17 protein-coding genes and 1 tRNA gene are annotated in these 15,152 nt (G+C 58.6%); 12 read left to right on the top strand and 6 right to left on the bottom strand.

The window, feature by feature from the left end; translation table 11 throughout:
- Positions 1-48 precede the first annotated feature (48 nt).
- Positions 49-354, top strand: a complete 306-nt coding sequence (locus tag C4J88_RS03595) for a YkgJ family cysteine cluster protein (protein ID WP_124361204.1) — start codon at positions 49-51, stop codon at positions 352-354.
- Between the two features lie 129 nt (positions 355-483).
- On the opposite strand, the gene C4J88_RS03590 is transcribed toward C4J88_RS03595, so the two are convergent.
- The 6 genes from C4J88_RS03590 to hemA all read right to left on the bottom strand — a co-directional run bounded on the left by C4J88_RS03590 (position 484) and on the right by hemA (position 5,849).
- Positions 484-1,002: an acyloxyacyl hydrolase gene (locus C4J88_RS03590; RefSeq protein ID WP_065891717.1), complete on the bottom strand. Its 519-nt coding sequence runs from the start codon at positions 1,000-1,002 to the stop codon at positions 484-486.
- Between the two features lie 99 nt (positions 1,003-1,101).
- Positions 1,102-1,908, bottom strand: coding sequence for a glutamate racemase (murI, locus tag C4J88_RS03585; protein WP_124406237.1), 807 nt, complete (start codon positions 1,906-1,908; stop codon positions 1,102-1,104).
- Positions 1,901-2,656, bottom strand: coding sequence for a molybdopterin-synthase adenylyltransferase MoeB (locus C4J88_RS03580; protein WP_124365753.1), 756 nt, complete (start codon positions 2,654-2,656; stop codon positions 1,901-1,903). Before C4J88_RS03580 ends, murI begins: the two co-directional genes overlap by 8 nt.
- A complete protein-coding gene (prmC, locus tag C4J88_RS03575) occupies positions 2,650-3,480 on the bottom strand; it encodes a peptide chain release factor N(5)-glutamine methyltransferase (protein WP_124406236.1) in 831 nt (276 codons plus the stop codon). Before prmC ends, C4J88_RS03580 begins: the two co-directional genes overlap by 7 nt.
- Complete coding sequence (gene prfA, locus C4J88_RS03570) at positions 3,481-4,563, bottom strand: peptide chain release factor 1 (protein ID WP_124369514.1); 1,083 nt, start codon at positions 4,561-4,563, stop codon at positions 3,481-3,483.
- Complete coding sequence (gene hemA / locus C4J88_RS03565) at positions 4,560-5,849, bottom strand: glutamyl-tRNA reductase (protein WP_124369513.1); 1,290 nt, start codon at positions 5,847-5,849, stop codon at positions 4,560-4,562. Before hemA ends, prfA begins: the two co-directional genes overlap by 4 nt.
- Before the next feature lie 182 nt (positions 5,850-6,031).
- Here hemA and C4J88_RS03560 point away from each other — a divergent pair, with 182 nt between their 5' ends.
- From C4J88_RS03560 to C4J88_RS27590, 11 genes are all read left to right on the top strand, one after another.
- Positions 6,032-7,756, top strand: coding sequence for a tetratricopeptide repeat protein (locus C4J88_RS03560; protein WP_124406235.1), 1,725 nt, complete (start codon positions 6,032-6,034; stop codon positions 7,754-7,756).
- Positions 7,757-7,760: 4 nt separating this feature from the next.
- A complete protein-coding gene (gene lolB, locus C4J88_RS03555; RefSeq protein ID WP_124406234.1) occupies positions 7,761-8,378 on the top strand; it encodes a lipoprotein insertase outer membrane protein LolB in 618 nt (205 codons plus the stop codon).
- Between the two features lie 49 nt (positions 8,379-8,427).
- Complete coding sequence (ispE, locus tag C4J88_RS03550; protein ID WP_256657489.1) at positions 8,428-9,231, top strand: 4-(cytidine 5'-diphospho)-2-C-methyl-D-erythritol kinase; 804 nt, start codon at positions 8,428-8,430, stop codon at positions 9,229-9,231.
- Positions 9,232-9,268: 37 nt separating this feature from the next.
- Positions 9,269-9,343, top strand: a tRNA-Gln gene (locus tag C4J88_RS03545).
- A gap of 46 nt (positions 9,344-9,389) precedes the next feature.
- On the top strand, positions 9,390-10,331 hold the full coding sequence (locus tag C4J88_RS03540; protein ID WP_003208392.1) for a ribose-phosphate pyrophosphokinase: 942 nt from the start codon (positions 9,390-9,392) through the stop codon (positions 10,329-10,331).
- Positions 10,332-10,469: 138 nt separating this feature from the next.
- Positions 10,470-11,075 (top strand): 50S ribosomal protein L25/general stress protein Ctc, encoded by a 606-nt coding sequence (locus C4J88_RS03535; protein ID WP_124406233.1) that lies wholly within the window; start codon positions 10,470-10,472, stop codon positions 11,073-11,075.
- 168 nt (positions 11,076-11,243) lie between these two features.
- Complete coding sequence (pth, locus tag C4J88_RS03530) at positions 11,244-11,828, top strand: aminoacyl-tRNA hydrolase (RefSeq protein WP_003188350.1); 585 nt, start codon at positions 11,244-11,246, stop codon at positions 11,826-11,828.
- A 21-nt stretch (positions 11,829-11,849) separates the two neighbouring features.
- A complete protein-coding gene (ychF, locus tag C4J88_RS03525; protein ID WP_057725888.1) occupies positions 11,850-12,950 on the top strand; it encodes a redox-regulated ATPase YchF in 1,101 nt (366 codons plus the stop codon).
- Positions 12,951-13,360: 410 nt separating this feature from the next.
- Positions 13,361-14,287, top strand: a complete 927-nt coding sequence (locus C4J88_RS03520; RefSeq protein WP_124365749.1) for a sigma 54-interacting transcriptional regulator — start codon at positions 13,361-13,363, stop codon at positions 14,285-14,287.
- A 180-nt stretch (positions 14,288-14,467) separates the two neighbouring features.
- The gene (locus C4J88_RS03515) at positions 14,468-14,674 is read left to right on the top strand and encodes a hypothetical protein (RefSeq protein ID WP_124365748.1); all 207 of its coding nucleotides are present in this window, start codon (positions 14,468-14,470) and stop codon (positions 14,672-14,674) included.
- Between the two features lie 53 nt (positions 14,675-14,727).
- Positions 14,728-15,150, top strand: coding sequence for an EscI/YscI/HrpB family type III secretion system inner rod protein (locus tag C4J88_RS27590; protein WP_256657452.1), 423 nt, complete (start codon positions 14,728-14,730; stop codon positions 15,148-15,150).
- The last annotated feature ends 2 nt before the right edge of the window (positions 15,151-15,152 follow it).

The following is a 15,152-nucleotide window of genomic DNA, read 5'->3' as shown; positions in this document are numbered from 1 at the left end:
GTCGCGCATTCCTACACCCATGGCCTGCTTGGCTTACACTGCGCGCCTATGACCAACATCCCTCACATTCAAATCACCGAACCCGCCGTCACCTGCTCGACGTGTGCGGCCTGCTGTTGCCAGTTGGAAGTCATGCTGATCACCGACACCGGCGTGCCGCAGCGCTATATCGATACCGACGACTGGGGCGGCGAAGTGATGCTGCGCCTGGATGACGGCTGGTGTGCGGCGCTGGACCGGAACACGATGATGTGCACGATCTATGAGCTTCGGCCGTTGATATGCCGGGAATTCGAGATGGGGGCGCCGGAGTGCCTGGAAGAGCGTGCAGGTATTGCTACGGTCTATCGCTGATACTGAAATGCGTAGGGATCCAAATGTGGGAGGGGGCTTGCTCCCGATAGCGGCCTGTCAGTCAAATTAAGAGTGACTGACATGACGCTATCGGGAGCAAGCCCCCTCCCACATGGATTTGCTGTGTCTTTACAACGGCATGGTGTAGTGCAGCGCGTAGCTCTCTACCCCATCGTTGTTGCTGCTGATTCCGGCGTTGGAATAATGCGTGGCGCGAATGCCCACTTCATGCCCGCCGGCAAACCGCAGGCCGAAACCCAGGCGGTCTTCGAACTGGAAGGACTGGCCGATGTTGTTGTCTTCCAGTTGGGTGCGGGAGAACAACGCCACGCCGATCCCGGCCTCGATGTAGGGTTTGACCGACTCGCCGGCAAACTCATACACAAACACCGGCGAGAACGACAGGCTGCTGGCGCCTGCACGGTCATCACCTTCCCAATACGTGTAAGCGCCGCTCCAGTAGCCTGTCAGGCGACCGACATTGCTCTGCATCCAGCTTTTGTCCCAATCCGAGGTCAGGCCCAGACGGTAGGTCAGCGTTGAATCGCTGGTGCTGCCCAGCCCGAACTCCAGGCCGGCGGCCTGGGTGGTAATAGAGTGTCCCACCATCACAGCCGCAATAGCAGCCATACAGAACAAGCGCTTCATAGAAACTACCTTTGCGAACGAAGTTGTTGGTTATTTACAGGCCATCTCGCTATAGAAGCTGACGTAGAGCCAGAAGTTCAGCGAGATTTCACGAAATTTTCACGAGGCGAAGCTTCGCACAACTCCAGGATGTTTCCAAAGTGTCGGTAGGATATTTCTTAGGTGATACACATCGCCGCTGGTCCAGAACTGCGCAGGCAGCGGTGAAGAGGCCGATGCGCCGCTGGCCAGCAAGTCGCGTTCGCCCAGTAAGCGCTTGAGCTGGCGCGCGACGGCGGCGCCGGTGTCGATCAGGATGATGCTCGGGGGCAGCATCTGCGCCAGCAGTGGCTTGAGGAAAGGGTAGTGGGTACAGCCGAGGATGATGGTGTCGCAGCCAGCGCTGAGCAGCGGTTCGAGGTAGCCCTGCAATAACTGGCGCAGCGCCGGGCTGTCCAGATCGCCGGTTTCAATCAGCTCTACCAGGCCCGGACAGGGTTGGGTAATTACCCGCACGTCGTTGGCGAAGCGGTCGAGCAAGGCGGCGAACTTGGCGCTTTGCAGGGTGCCGGTGGTGGCCAGCACGCCGACCACCCCGCTGCGCGTCGCGGCAGCCGCCGGTTTTACCGCAGGCTCCATGCCGACCAGGGGCCAGTCGGGGTAGTCCTGGCGCAAATCGGCAACAGCGGCGACCGTCGCGGTGTTACAGGCAATCACAAACGCCTTGGCCCCCTGCCCGCGAAAAAACTCGGCGACCCGGCGCGAGCGTTCGCGGATGAAGGCCGGGGTTTTCTCGCCATAGGGGATGTGCCCGCAATCGGCCACGTACAACAGTGACTCCTGGGGTAACAACTGCTGGATTTCCTCCAGTACCGACAAGCCGCCGACCCCGGAATCGAACACACCGATGGGCGCGTCGTTAACCATGTTGCGTCCCGCACACGCTGCAACCAGGGTCGCGTTTGACGCGCAACTCACGAAAGCGCGTGGTCAACGCGTCGATCAGCAACAAGCGCCCCACCAACGGTTCGCCGAACCCGGCCAGCAGCTTCAACGCTTCCAACGCTTGCAGGCTGCCGACCAGCCCCACCAGAGGGCCGACCACGCCGGCTTCACTGCAGGTCAGTTCGGTGTCGCTGCCATGCCCGTATAAGCAGTGGTAGCACGGGCTTTCGGGGCGACGTGGGTCGAAGACCGACAACTGCCCCTCAAGGCGAATCGCCGCGCCACTGATCAAGGGTTTGCCGGCCATCACACAGGCCGCGTTAACCGCCTCGCGAGTGGAAAAGTTGTCGCTGCAATCAAGCACCACGTCGACGGCAGCGACGGCTGCCGCCAACGAATCGGCATCCAGCGCGGAACGGTGGGCGAGCAGCGCGACCTCGGGGTTGAGGGCGCTCAGCCGCCCCATGGCCGAATCGACCTTGGCCTGCCCCACGCTGTCGGTATCGTGGATGATCTGGCGCTGCAGGTTGGTCAGGTCGACCGTGTCGAAATCCGCCAGATGCAACTCACCTACGCCAGCGGCGGCCAGGTACAGCGCAACCGGCGCACCCAGCCCGCCCAGGCCGACGATCAACGCGCGGCTGTTTTTCAAGCGCAACTGGCCGTCGATGTCCACATGCTGCAACAGAATCTGTCGGCTGTAGCGCAACAGCTCCTGGTCGCTCAGCACGGGCGGCGTCCCAAGGTGATGCGTTCATGGCCGCCGAGGTCGATGCGGCTGTGCACCTCTTCAAAGCCTTCACTGAGCAATAGCTCGCGCACGGCCGAGGCCTGGTCGTAACCATGCTCCAGCAACAGGCGGCCACCGGGATTCAAGTGGGCCGGGGCCTGTTTGATGATCAGGCGCAGGTCGTCCAGCCCGTCATCGCCGGCCACCAGCGCACTGGCCGGCTCGAAGCGCACATCGCCGGCTGCCAGGTGTGGATCGTTGGCGGCGATATACGGCGGGTTGCTGATGATCAGGTCAAAGGTGTGGCCTTGCAACGCGCCGAACCAATGGCTAGTGAGCACCACGGCGTTATTGAGGTGCAACCGCTGGCGATTGCGCTCGGCCAAAGCCACCGCTTCGAGCACGCGGTCGACGGCGGTGACCTGCCACATCGGCCGTTCGCTGGCCAGCGCCAGGGCGATGGCGCCGCTGCCGGTGCCCAAATCCAGGACCTGCGCGGGCGTGGCCGGCAACAATTCCAGGGCGGTTTCCACCAGCAGTTCAGTATCCGGACGCGGAATCAGCGTGTGAGGGGCGACCTCCAGGTCCAGCTTCCAGAAGCCTTGCTGGCCGAGGATATAGGCCACCGGCTCACCGCCGCGACGGCGTTGCAGGTAGCCGGCAAAGGTCAGGGCGTGCTCGCTGCTGACGATCTTTTCCGGCCAGGTGTGCAGGTAGCTGCGGGACTTGCCCAACGCAGCGGCCAGCAGCAATTCGGCATCCAGGCGCGCGGTGGGCGAGTCGGGCAGGTCGGCGGCACGCAACAGGCTGGCGATGATGGTCATTTATTCACCTATCGCCGCCAATTGATCGGCTTGGTATTCGGCGAGCAGCGGCTCGATCACGGCATCGACGCCACCGGCGAGAATTTCATCCAGGGAATACAGGGTGAGGTTGACTCGGTGGTCGGTGACCCGGCCCTGGGCAAAGTTATAGGTGCGGATGCGCTCGGAGCGGTCGCCCGACCCCACCAGCAGCTTGCGCTCGCTGGCAATCGCGTTGGCGGCGGCGCTGGTCTGCTGGTCATTGAGCTTGGCCGACAGCCAGGACATCGCCCGCGCACGGTTCTTGTGCTGGGAACGTTCTTCCTGGCATTCCACCACAATGCCGGACGGCAAGTGAGTAATGCGGATCGCCGAGTCGGTCTTGTTGACGTGCTGGCCGCCCGCGCCCGAGGAGCGGTAGGTGTCGACGCGCAAGTCCGCCGGGTTGATCTCGATCGCTTCCTGCTCGTCCGGCTCGGGCAATACCGCCACAGTGCACGCCGAGGTATGGATACGGCCCTGGGACTCGGTCGCCGGAACACGCTGCACACGGTGCACGCCGGATTCGAACTTCAGCTTGCCGTAGACGTTATCGCCCTCGACCCGCGCGATGACTTCCTTATAGCCGCCGTGCTCACCTTCGTTCTCGGAGAGGATTTCCACGCGCCAGCCGCGACGCTCGGCGTAACGCGAGTACATGCGGAACAGGTCGCCGGAGAAAATCGCCGCCTCGTCGCCACCGGTGCCGGCGCGGATTTCGAGGAACACGTTGCGCCCGTCATTAGGGTCTTTGGGCAGCAACATGCGTTGCAGATCGCCTTCCAGCTCGACGAGCTTTTCCTTGGCCTCGCGCACTTCTTCCACGGCCATTTCGCGCATGTCCGGGTCGCTGTCCTTGAGCAGCGCCTGGGCGCCCTCGAGGTCGGCCTGCACTTTGAGCAGGTGCGTGTAGGTGGCCACAATGGGCTCGACTTCGGCGTATTCCTTGGAATAGGCACGGAACTTGGTTTGATCGGCAATGATCTCGCCATCGCCGAGCAAGGCGGTCAGTTCTTCGAAACGGTCCTGGAGCACATCCAGTTTATTGAGCAGTGACGCTTTCATTGCGGTTTTTTATCCGAAGAGCTGTCTGACGCGCCCTCACCGAGGGCAAAGAGTTCCTGGGCCATGGCCAGCGCATCAAGGCGGCCTTCGGCAGTCAATTTTTTAAGCTGTACGCTGGGGGCGTGGAGCAGCTTGTTGGTCAGGCCACGGGCCAGCTGCATCAACACCTCTTCGGCGCTGCTGCCATTGGCCAACGAACGCTGGGCTTTGATCAGCTCCTCATCGCGCAGGCGTTCGCCCTGCTGACGATACGCCTTGAGCACATCCACCGCCGCCAGTTCACGCAGGCGCACCATGAAATCTTCAGCGCCGGTGCTGACCATTTCCTCAGCGGCCTGGGCGGCGCCCTGGCGACTCTTGAGGTTTTCGGCGACCACTTCGTGCAGATCATCGACGCTGTAGAGGTAAACGTCGTCCAACTCGCCGACTTCTGGTTCGATATCCCGGGGAACGGCGATATCCACCATAAAGATCGGTTTGTGCTTGCGCAGCTTCAACGCGCTCTCGACCGCGCCTTTGCCCAGGATCGGCAACTGACTGGCGGTGGAGCTGATGACGATGTCACTGCGCACCAGCTCAGCCGGGATGTCCGACAGCAGCACGGCATGCGCACCGAACTGCTCGGCGAGGATGCTGGCGCGCTCAAGGGTGCGGTTGGCCACCACAATGCGCTTCACACCCAGTTCGTGCAGGTGACGCGCGACCAGGGTAATGGTTTCGCCGGCACCGATCAGCAACGCCTGGCTGCGCTGCAAGTCGCTGAAAATCTGCTTGGCCAGGCTGACGGCGGCAAACGCCACGGATACCGGGTTCTCGCCAATGGCCGTGTCGGTGCGCACCTGCTTGGCGGAATTGAAGGTGGCCTGGAACAGGCGGCCCAGCAGCGGGCCGACCGTGCCGGCCTCGCGGGCCACGGCATAGGCTGATTTCATCTGGCCAAGAATCTGCGGTTCGCCCAGCACCAGCGAATCGAGACCGGCCGCCACGCGCATCATGTGACGAACGGCCGCATCGTCTTCGTGCACGTAGGCACTGGCGCGCAGGTCATCGAGGCTCAAATGGTGGTAATCGGCCAGCCAGCGCAGCACAACATCGGCAGACAGGTGTTCCTGCTCTATATAAAGCTCACTGCGATTGCAGGTCGAAAGGATTGCAGCTTCGCGGCTGTCGGTAAGCCGGCAGAGCTGCTGCAAGGCCTCAACCAACTGCTCTGGCGTAAACGCTACGCGCTCGCGCACGTCTACCGAGGCAGTCTTGTGGTTAATACCGAGTGCGAGAAAGGCCATTCACTATCGCTGATGATGTCGGGAAGCCGACAATTGTCCTACTTCGAAAGATCCAGAACAACCACCGTCGTCTATTGTCCCTATACGTTGTGCCTATAAAGGCATCCATTGAGACTCGGTTATGTTTGGCCGAAGGCTTGTGTCATGATGATCCGACCGCAGGTTAGTCGTCCTCTTCCTATATGAATAGATCTTCCGCGTTGCTCCTTGCTTTTGTCTTCCTCAGCGGCTGCCAGGCCATGGCACCCGTGTCGCCGGACGCTACAGCGCCGGTGGAAGACAGCACCCCCGCCCCTGAAAAGCCCAAGGTTTATTCCTCGTTCAGCGAAGAAACGGTCTACAGCCTGCTGACCGCAGAACTGGCCGGCCAGCGCAATCGCTTCGATATTGCCCTGGATAACTACGTGACCCAGGCCATCAATACCCAGGACCCCGGTATCTCGGAACGCGCGTTTCGCATCGCCGAGTACCTGGGCGCCGACCAGGCCGCGCTGGACGCCTCGCTGATCTGGGCAAAAAACGCCCCGGACGACCTGGAAGCCCAACGGGCGGCAGCTGTGCAGTTGGCACGCGCCGGGCGCTATGACGATTCCATGGTCTACATGGAAAAAGTCTTGCAAGGCAAAGGCGACACGCATTTTGACTTCCTTGCGCTGTCAGCCGCCGATACCGATCAGGACACGCGCAATGGCCTGATGAAGAGCTTCGACCGCCTGCTGCAAAAACACCCGAAGAACAGCCAGCTGATTTTTGGCAAAGCCTTGCTGCTGCAGCAGGACGATGAAGCCGACGCCGCCCTCAAGCTGCTGGAGCAGAACCCGCCGGAAGACGGTCAGATTGCACCGATCCTGCTACGTGCCCGCCTGCTGCAGAACCTCAACCGCGGCAAGGAAGCGATTCCACTGCTGGAAAAAAGCATCAAGAAATATCCGGACGACAAACGCCTGCGCCTGACTTACGCGCGGATGCTGGTTGAGCAGGACCGCATGGAGGACGCCAAGGTGCAGTTCGCCAATCTGGTCCAGCAATACCCGGACGATGACGAACTGCGCTATTCCCTCGCGCTGGTGTGCCTGGAAGCCAAGGCCTGGGACGAGGCCAAGGGTTATCTGGAAGAGCTGGTCGCGCGCGAAAGCCATGTGGACTCGGCGCACCTGAACCTGGGCCGCATCGCTGAGGAACGCAACGACCCGCAAGCGGCCTTGCTCGAGTACGCCCAGGTCGGCCCGGGCAATGATTACCTGCCGGCCCAGTTGCGCCAGGCCGATATTCTGATGAGCAACGGTCGTACCGACGAAGCGGAGAAACGCCTGGCCGCGGCCCGCGATGCCGAACCGGACTACGCGATCCAGCTGTATCTGATCCAGGCCGAGACCTTGTCGGCCAACAACCAGGGCGAACGCGCCTGGAAATTGTTGCAACAAGCGTTGCTGCAATACCCCGACGACCTCAACCTGCTCTACACCCGCGCCATGCAGGCAGAAAAACGCAACGATCTGGCGCAGATGGAAAAAGACCTGCGCCTGATCATCAAGCGCGACCCGGACAACGCCATGGCCCTCAACGCCCTGGGCTACACCTTGTCCGACCGCACAACGCGCTACGCCGAAGCCAAGGTGCTGATCGAACAGGCCCACAAGCTCAACCCGGAAGACCCGGCCGTGCTCGACAGCCTGGGCTGGGTCAACTATCGCCTGGGCAACCTCGACGAGGCCGAGCGCCTGCTGCGCCAGGCGCTGGAGCGCTTCCCCGACCAAGAGGTAGCCGCCCACCTGGGCGAAGTGCTGTGGGCCAACGGCAAGCAACGCGAAGCGCAACAAATCTGGGAAAAATTCCTCAAGGAACAACCCGAAAGCCCCATCCTGCGCGGCACCATCAAGCGCCTGACCGGATCCGAGACCCTATAAGCTTATGTTCTTGCGCCACGTTATCGTTTTCAGTTTCATCGCCCTGCTCGCCGGTTGCGCGGGTGTAGGCAACCGCGAATCCGTTGAAGGCCAGGGCAACCCGGCACAATGGCAACAGCACAAGGACCAGCTCAGCAGCATTGACGGCTGGCAGATCGAAGGCAAGGTCGGAGTACGCGCGCCGAAAGATTCCGGCAGCGGCACCTTGTTCTGGCTGCAACGCCAGGATTACTACGATATTCGTCTTTCAGGCCCGCTGGGTCGCGGTGCCGCTCGCCTGACCGGCCGGCCGGGACAAGTCAGCCTTGAAGTGGCCAACCAGGGCCGCTACGAAGCGACCTCCCCGGAAGAACTGCTGGAGCAGCAGATCGGCTGGAAGCTGCCCGTATCACACCTGGTCTGGTGGGTGCGCGGCCTGCCCGCGCCGGAAAGCAAAAGCCGCCTGAGCCTCAATGGCGACAGTCGCCTGGCTTCCCTGGAGCAGAACGGCTGGCAGGTCGAGTACCTGAGCTACGTGCAGCAGAACGGCTACTGGCTGCCCGAGCGCATCAAACTGCACGGCACCGACCTTGACGTCACGCTGGTGATCAAGGACTGGCAACCACGTAAATTGGGGCAATAACGTGACTGTCGCAACACTGACGCTGCCCTCTCCCGCCAAACTCAACCTGATGCTGCACATCCTGGGCCGTCGTGAAGACGGCTACCACGAGTTGCAGACGCTGTTTCAATTTCTCGACTACGGCGATGAACTGACCTTCGCCGTGCGTGACGATGGCGTGATCAAGCTGCACACCGCGTTCGAAGGCGTGCCCCACGACAGCAACCTGATCGTGAAGGCCGCGAAGAAACTTCAGCAGCAATCCGGCTGCCCACTCGGCATCGATATCTGGATCGATAAGATCCTGCCCATGGGCGGCGGTATCGGTGGCGGCAGTTCAAATGCCGCGACCACCCTGCTCGGGCTCAACCACTTGTGGCAACTGGGCTGGGACCTTGATCGCCTGGCCGTACTGGGCCTCACACTCGGCGCCGACGTCCCGGTTTTCGTGCATGGGCATGCCGCATTTGCCGAGGGTGTGGGGGAGAAACTGACCCCCGTGGAGCCCGAAGAGCCGTGGTATCTCGTGCTGGTGCCGCAAGTATCTGTAAGTACAGCAGAAATTTTTTCAGATCCGTTGTTGACACGTAACTCTTCTCCCATTAAAGTGCGCCCCGTTCCCAAGGGAAACAGTCGAAATGACTGCTTACCGGTTGTAGCAAGGCGTTATCCAGAAGTACGTAACGCTTTGAATTTGTTAGGTAAATTTACCGAAGCAAAATTAACCGGAACTGGAAGTTGTGTGTTTGGGGGCTTCCCAAGCAAAGCTGAAGCTGATAAAGTCTCGGCCCTTCTTACAGAGACCCTTACAGGGTTTGTAGCAAAAGGAAGCAACGTTTCGATGTTGCATCGCAAGCTGCAAAATCTGCTCTAAAAGGAATCGAGTGTTAGGCACTCGTTGCAACAGATACAGGGGCGTCGCCAAGCGGTAAGGCAGCAGGTTTTGATCCTGCCATGCGTTGGTTCGAATCCAGCCGCCCCTGCCATTTTCTAATACTCATCCAGGTTACCCTCAGCCTCTAGGTACTGCGCGTGTCCAAGATGATGGTCTTTACGGGGAATGCCAACCCCGATCTGGCTCGACGTGTCGTACGTCAGCTGCATATCCCTCTCGGTGACATCTCTGTCGGTAAATTCTCCGACGGCGAAATTACTGCCGAGATCAATGAAAACGTTCGCGGTAAAGACGTCTTCATTATTCAGCCGACCTGCGCTCCGACCAACGATAACCTGATGGAACTCGTCGTGATGGCTGATGCCTTCCGCCGCTCCTCAGCGACTCGAATCACAGCTGTAATCCCTTATTTTGGTTATGCCCGTCAGGATCGCCGTCCGCGCTCCGCACGTGTGGCCATCAGCGCGAAAGTCGTTGCTGACATGCTGACCGTGGTAGGTATCGACCGTGTTCTCACGGTTGACCTGCACGCTGACCAAATCCAGGGGTTCTTCGATATTCCAGTAGATAACATCTACGGCTCCCCCGTCCTGGTGGATGACATCGAAGACCAACGCTTTGAAAACCTGATGATCGTGTCCCCGGACATTGGTGGTGTCGTGCGTGCACGGGCTGTCGCCAAATCCCTGGGCGTGGACCTCGGTATCATCGACAAACGCCGCGAGAAAGCCAATCACTCTGAAGTGATGCATATCATCGGTGATGTCGAAGGGCGTACCTGTATTCTGGTTGATGACATGGTCGACACCGCCGGCACCCTGTGCCACGCGGCGAAAGCCTTGAAAGAGCACGGTGCCGCAAAAGTCTTCGCCTACTGCACACACCCTGTGCTGTCGGGCCGAGCGATCGAGAACATCGAGAACTCCATGCTGGACGAACTGGTGGTGACCAACACCATCCCGTTGTCCGCTGCAGCTCAAGCCTGTTCGCGTATCCGTCAACTGGATATCGCACCGGTAGTTGCCGAAGCGGTTCGCCGCATCAGCAACGAAGAATCGATCAGCGCGATGTTCCGCTAAGGGTCAAACCTGCGGACCATTTCACTGACGAAAAGCGCCCCGCCCCAGCATTCCGCTGGGGCGGGGCTTTTTTGCCCATATCGCCTTTAGCGCTGGTCGCAAACGCTGGGGCGAATGTGGTTATTTTGGAGATACAACATGAACGATTTTACTCTGAATGCTGAAGTGCGTTCCGACCTGGGGAAAGGTGCGAGCCGCCGCCTGCGTCGTCTCGCAAGCCTGGTTCCAGCTGTAGTTTACGGTGGCGACAAAGCCCCTGAATCCATCAGCATGCTGGCTAAAGAAGTTGCCAAACTGCTCGAAAACGATGCTGCCTACAGCCACGTTATCGAACTGAACGTCGGTGGCACCAAGCAGAACGTGATCATCAAAGCCCTGCAACGTCACCCGGCCAAAGGCCACGTGCTGCATGCTGACTTTGTACGCGTTATTGCCGGTCAGAAACTGACCGCCATCGTTCCAGTGCACTTTGTTGGTGAAGAAGCTCCGGTCAAGAAAGGTGGCGTTGTTTCCCACACTACTACCGAGCTGGAAGTAAGCTGCCTGCCGAAAGACCTGCCTGAGTTCATCGAAGTCGACCTGTCGGCTGCTGAAATCGGCACCATCATTCACCTGTCCGACCTCAAGACCCCTAAAGGCGTTGAGTTCGTTGCACTGGCTCACAACGACGACAAGGCTGTTGCCAACGTCCACGCGCCACGTGTTGTAGCAGAAGATGAAGCAGGCGAAACCGCTGCCGAGTAATGCTCTGTGCAGCGTCGGAGCTTGAGGAAACATCGCGGACCGAAACGTAGCGAGAAAGCGGGCGATAACGCGAAGTTTATCTCTGGATAAGTGAGCTCCTGTCGTCCACTTTCGCCGCACGTTGGTTGCAGCGATGTTATCCACAACTCCAAAGGAAGGGCCCCTGTCGTGACCGCCATTAAACTGATCGTTGGCCTGGGAAATCCAGGCGCCGAATACGAACAGACCCGGCATAACGCGGGGGCCCTTTTTGTTGAGCGCATCGCCCACGCCCAAGGCATCAATCTTGTGGCCGATCGCAAATATTTTGGCCTGACCGGGCGCTTCTCGCACCAGGGTCAGGATGTTCGTCTGCTGATTCCCACCACCTACATGAACCGCAGCGGCCAGGCTGTCGCGGCGCTTGCGGGGTTCTTCCGGATCAAACCCGAGGAAATCCTGGTGGCCCATGACGAACTGGACCTGCCACCCGGCGTTGCCAAGCTCAAGCTGGGCGGCGGGCATGGCGGGCACAATGGCCTGCGCGACATCATCGCGCAGTTGGGGAATCAGAATAACTTCTACCGTCTGCGGCTCGGCATTGGCCACCCAGGCGTTGCCAGTATGGTTTCAAATTTCGTCCTGGGTCGTGCGCCACGCGCCGAACAGGAAAAACTCGATGCCAGCATCGACTTTGCCCTCGGCGTGCTGCCGGATATCTTCGCCGGTGAATGGAACCGTGCGATGAAAAACCTGCACAGCCAGAAGGCCTGACTTTTACCGAGGGGAAACACCATGGGATTCAATTGCGGCATCGTCGGCCTGCCCAACGTCGGCAAATCCACCCTGTTCAACGCCCTGACCAAGTCCGGTATTGCAGCGGAGAACTTCCCCTTCTGTACCATCGAGCCCAACAGCGGCATCGTGGCCATGCCCGACCCACGCCTGGCTGCACTGGCGGCCATCGTCAATCCCAAGCGCATCCTGCCGACTACCATGGAATTCGTCGACATCGCCGGCCTGGTAGCGGGCGCCTCGAAAGGTGAAGGCCTGGGCAACAAGTTCCTGGCCAACATCCGTGAGACCGATGCCATCGCCCACGTGGTCCGCTGCTTTGAAGACGAGAACGTGATTCACGTCTCCAACAGCGTTGACCCCAAGCGTGACATCGAGATCATCGACCTGGAACTGATCTTCGCCGACCTCGACAGCTGCGAGAAACAACTGCAGAAAGTCGCGCGCAACGCCAAGGGCGGTGACAAGGACGCAGTAGTCCAGAAAGGCCTGCTGGAGCAGTTGATCGCTCACTTCACCGAAGGCAAGCCGGCGCGCAGCCTCATGAAGAACATGAGCACCGACGAAAAAGCCGTGATCAAGGGTTTCCACCTGCTCACCACCAAGCCTGTGATGTACATCGCCAACGTCGCTGAAGACGGCTTTGAGAACAACCCGCTGCTGGACGTGGTCAAGGCCATCGCCGACGAAGAAGGCGCGATCGTGGTCCCCGTGTGCAACAAGATCGAAGCGGAAATCGCAGAGCTGGATGACGGCGAAGAAAAAGACATGTTCCTCGAGGCCCTGGGCCTGGAAGAGCCTGGCCTGAACCGCGTGATCCGCGCCGGCTACGAAATGCTGCACCTGCAGACCTACTTCACCGCCGGTGTCGAAGAAGTCCGCGCCTGGACCGTCAAGGTTGGCGCCACCGCGCCACAGGCCGCCGGCGTGATCCACACCGACTTCGAAAAAGGCTTTATCCGCGCTGAAGTGATCGCCTACAACGACTTCATCCAGTACAAGGGCGAAGCGGGTGCAAAGGAAGCCGGTAAATGGCGTCTTGAAGGTAAGGAATACATCGTCAAGGATGGTGATGTGATGCACTTCCGTTTCAACGTGTAAGAATTGCCTGCGGTTTTTGACGCCGCAAAAATGAGCCGATGCATTGCATCGGCTTTTTTGTGGGCGTTAGAGCGCCGCGCAAATAAAATACTTCCTATGAAGAAACAAACTTTGCAAGCATGACATCTGCTGATACGTTTTAACTTCAAACGCTCGCCGCACATTAACTGTTATCCCTCGTTAAAAAACTCGCCATTTAAAATTAATCGCTATTAATTCAGGATTTCTCTTACACCCAACTTGCCTGACACTTCTAATCTTCACTTGAAATCCTTTATCGCTTGAGCATTCATACTTTTCATTTTGCCTGCTGCTTTAACAGGATCATGACAAGCCAAAAAAATCCTGTTTAACTAACGCTAATGGAGACAGCCCTTATCGAGTGGCTACCGCAATGGACCAAAGCATTTATGTCGACGCTCAGTCAGAATAAACCTATAACAGATATAACTTTTTCTGATTGCCCGAACATCGAAACGACTGTTAACAGCACAGCCGCTCTCGATATAGATATTCTGCTGATGGGAGAAACAGGTACCGGTAAAGATACACTGGCACAACGTATTCACCACCTGTCACGCCGCAAAGGAAACTTCGTTGCGGTCAACTGTGCGGCCATCCCGGAAAGCCTTGCCGAAAGCCAGTTGTTCGGCGTCAACAGCGGCGCCTACACGGGCGCCATGCAATCTCGAGCCGGCTTCGTTGAAGCGGCACACTTGGGCACCTTATACCTCGATGAAATCGACAGCATGCCACTGACGCTGCAAGCCAAGCTGCTACGGGTATTGGAGTCTCGCGGGGTTGAGCGTTTGGGCTCGACCCGATTCATACCAGTGGACATGCGAGTGATCGCCTCTGCTCAGCACGCGCTGCACGACATGGTCGAGCAAGGTACCTTCCGGCGAGACCTGTACTTTCGCTTGAATGTTGTCAGCATTCATCTTCCGGCTTTACGGGAGCGGCGAGAGCGAATTATACCGATGTTCCTCGACATGATTGAGCATGAGGCTGAGCACTTCAAACTCCCTGCTCCGCCCCGTCCCGGCAAGTGGTTGTTACAACAGTTGCTGTGTCATTCCTGGAAGGGCAATGTGCGCGAGTTACGTTCTACGGCGAAGCGTTTTGTACTGGGCCTGCCACCGCTCTCAGCAACGGTGATAACGCGCCAGGAACGGGAAATGAGCCTGAAGGCCCGCTTGCATCAGATGGAGAAATCGCTGATTGAGGAGTCTCTTCGTCAAAACGACCGCTGTGTCGACAGTGTGGCGATAGAACTAGGAGTAGCCAAAAGAACGCTCTACCACCGGATGAAGCATCTGGGCGTTTCGCTGAGCTGAGAATCGCCACGACCTATACCGCTATCAACTTACATTTTTTGAAACATTCCGCTCGGAACCCCATGGAACGCAAAAATCTCTTGAACCACTTAAATGATGGAAAGGCACTACGGTTATACAAACATTTTTTAGCGTATTGCTGACCCCAGTAAAAATAACGTTATCTACGGAGAAAATGATATGACTATTCCTAGTGGATCTTCCTATTCACCTTATGCGGGCGGTTTTGGCGGTGGCAGTGGCGGTATGTCTGCGCAGGATGCCGACGCTGGCTTGGAAGCCTCTGAACGCAAGAAACGCGCAGACGGTGTAAAAAACGCGTTCAAAGCGGCAGAGAACGCCAATACCAGTGGTATCAAATCGGCTGTCGACGCCCTGCGTTTGTAACCGCCTGAACGTATCTGGCCTTTCCGGCAGCCTCTGCCGGGAGGGCCATTTAAGTGCAGACTCCATTACCGACTATCAACACCGCATTGGCAACTACTCAACCACGGGGCTGCATGATGATAGAAGTTATAAAGCCTGCTGACGCCAGACTGCCGGGCGCCTACAGAACAGAAGAAGTGTTCGCCTCAAGCACAGATGTGAACTTTTTCAATTCGGCCATGACGCCATCTGCCTATACGAGCCCGACAGTTGATCAGCCAACGCCAAAAAACCTGTTGACCGACACCGCAGGCAAGCTAACCGGTGTAACTGAACGCATGTCCAAAAGTTTGCGTGCACTCGGCAGCACAGACAAACTTGACGAGGCCCGAAAATACCCAGGCCAACTCTCCGACGCATTATTGCTTCAGCTAATGTTGACGAAGTGTGTTGGTAAAACCGCGCAGTGCATTGATAAAATCAGCAACCTCCAGTAGGT

Origin of the sequence: Pseudomonas sp. R4-39-08 (assembly GCF_003852275.1) — a bacterium.
Lineage (GTDB): Bacteria > Pseudomonadota > Gammaproteobacteria > Pseudomonadales > Pseudomonadaceae > Aquipseudomonas.
The sequence above is the reverse complement of the archived record's forward strand: the minus strand, read 5'-3'. Positions and strand labels throughout refer to the sequence as shown.

What these genes read in the sequence shown, in the direction of transcription:
- C4J88_RS03595 (WP_124361204.1), top strand. Translation starts at nt 49, where the DNA reads ATGACCAACATCCCTCACATTCAAATCACCGAACCCGCCGTCACCTGC.
- C4J88_RS03590 (WP_065891717.1), bottom strand. Translation starts at nt 1,002, where the DNA reads ATGAAGCGCTTGTTCTGTATGGCTGCTATTGCGGCTGTGATGGTGGGA.
- murI (WP_124406237.1), bottom strand. Translation starts at nt 1,908, where the DNA reads ATGGTTAACGACGCGCCCATCGGTGTGTTCGATTCCGGGGTCGGCGGC.
- prmC (WP_124406236.1), bottom strand. Translation starts at nt 3,480, where the DNA reads ATGACCATCATCGCCAGCCTGTTGCGTGCCGCCGACCTGCCCGACTCG.
- prfA (WP_124369514.1), bottom strand. Translation starts at nt 4,563, where the DNA reads ATGAAAGCGTCACTGCTCAATAAACTGGATGTGCTCCAGGACCGTTTC.
- hemA (WP_124369513.1), bottom strand. Translation starts at nt 5,849, where the DNA reads ATGGCCTTTCTCGCACTCGGTATTAACCACAAGACTGCCTCGGTAGAC.
- C4J88_RS03560 (WP_124406235.1), top strand. Translation starts at nt 6,032, where the DNA reads ATGAATAGATCTTCCGCGTTGCTCCTTGCTTTTGTCTTCCTCAGCGGC.
- lolB (WP_124406234.1), top strand. Translation starts at nt 7,761, where the DNA reads ATGTTCTTGCGCCACGTTATCGTTTTCAGTTTCATCGCCCTGCTCGCC.
- ispE (WP_256657489.1), top strand. Translation starts at nt 8,428, where the DNA reads ATGCTGCACATCCTGGGCCGTCGTGAAGACGGCTACCACGAGTTGCAG.
- C4J88_RS03535 (WP_124406233.1), top strand. Translation starts at nt 10,470, where the DNA reads ATGAACGATTTTACTCTGAATGCTGAAGTGCGTTCCGACCTGGGGAAA.
- ychF (WP_057725888.1), top strand. Translation starts at nt 11,850, where the DNA reads ATGGGATTCAATTGCGGCATCGTCGGCCTGCCCAACGTCGGCAAATCC.
- C4J88_RS03520 (WP_124365749.1), top strand. Translation starts at nt 13,361, where the DNA reads ATGTCGACGCTCAGTCAGAATAAACCTATAACAGATATAACTTTTTCT.
- C4J88_RS03515 (WP_124365748.1), top strand. Translation starts at nt 14,468, where the DNA reads ATGACTATTCCTAGTGGATCTTCCTATTCACCTTATGCGGGCGGTTTT.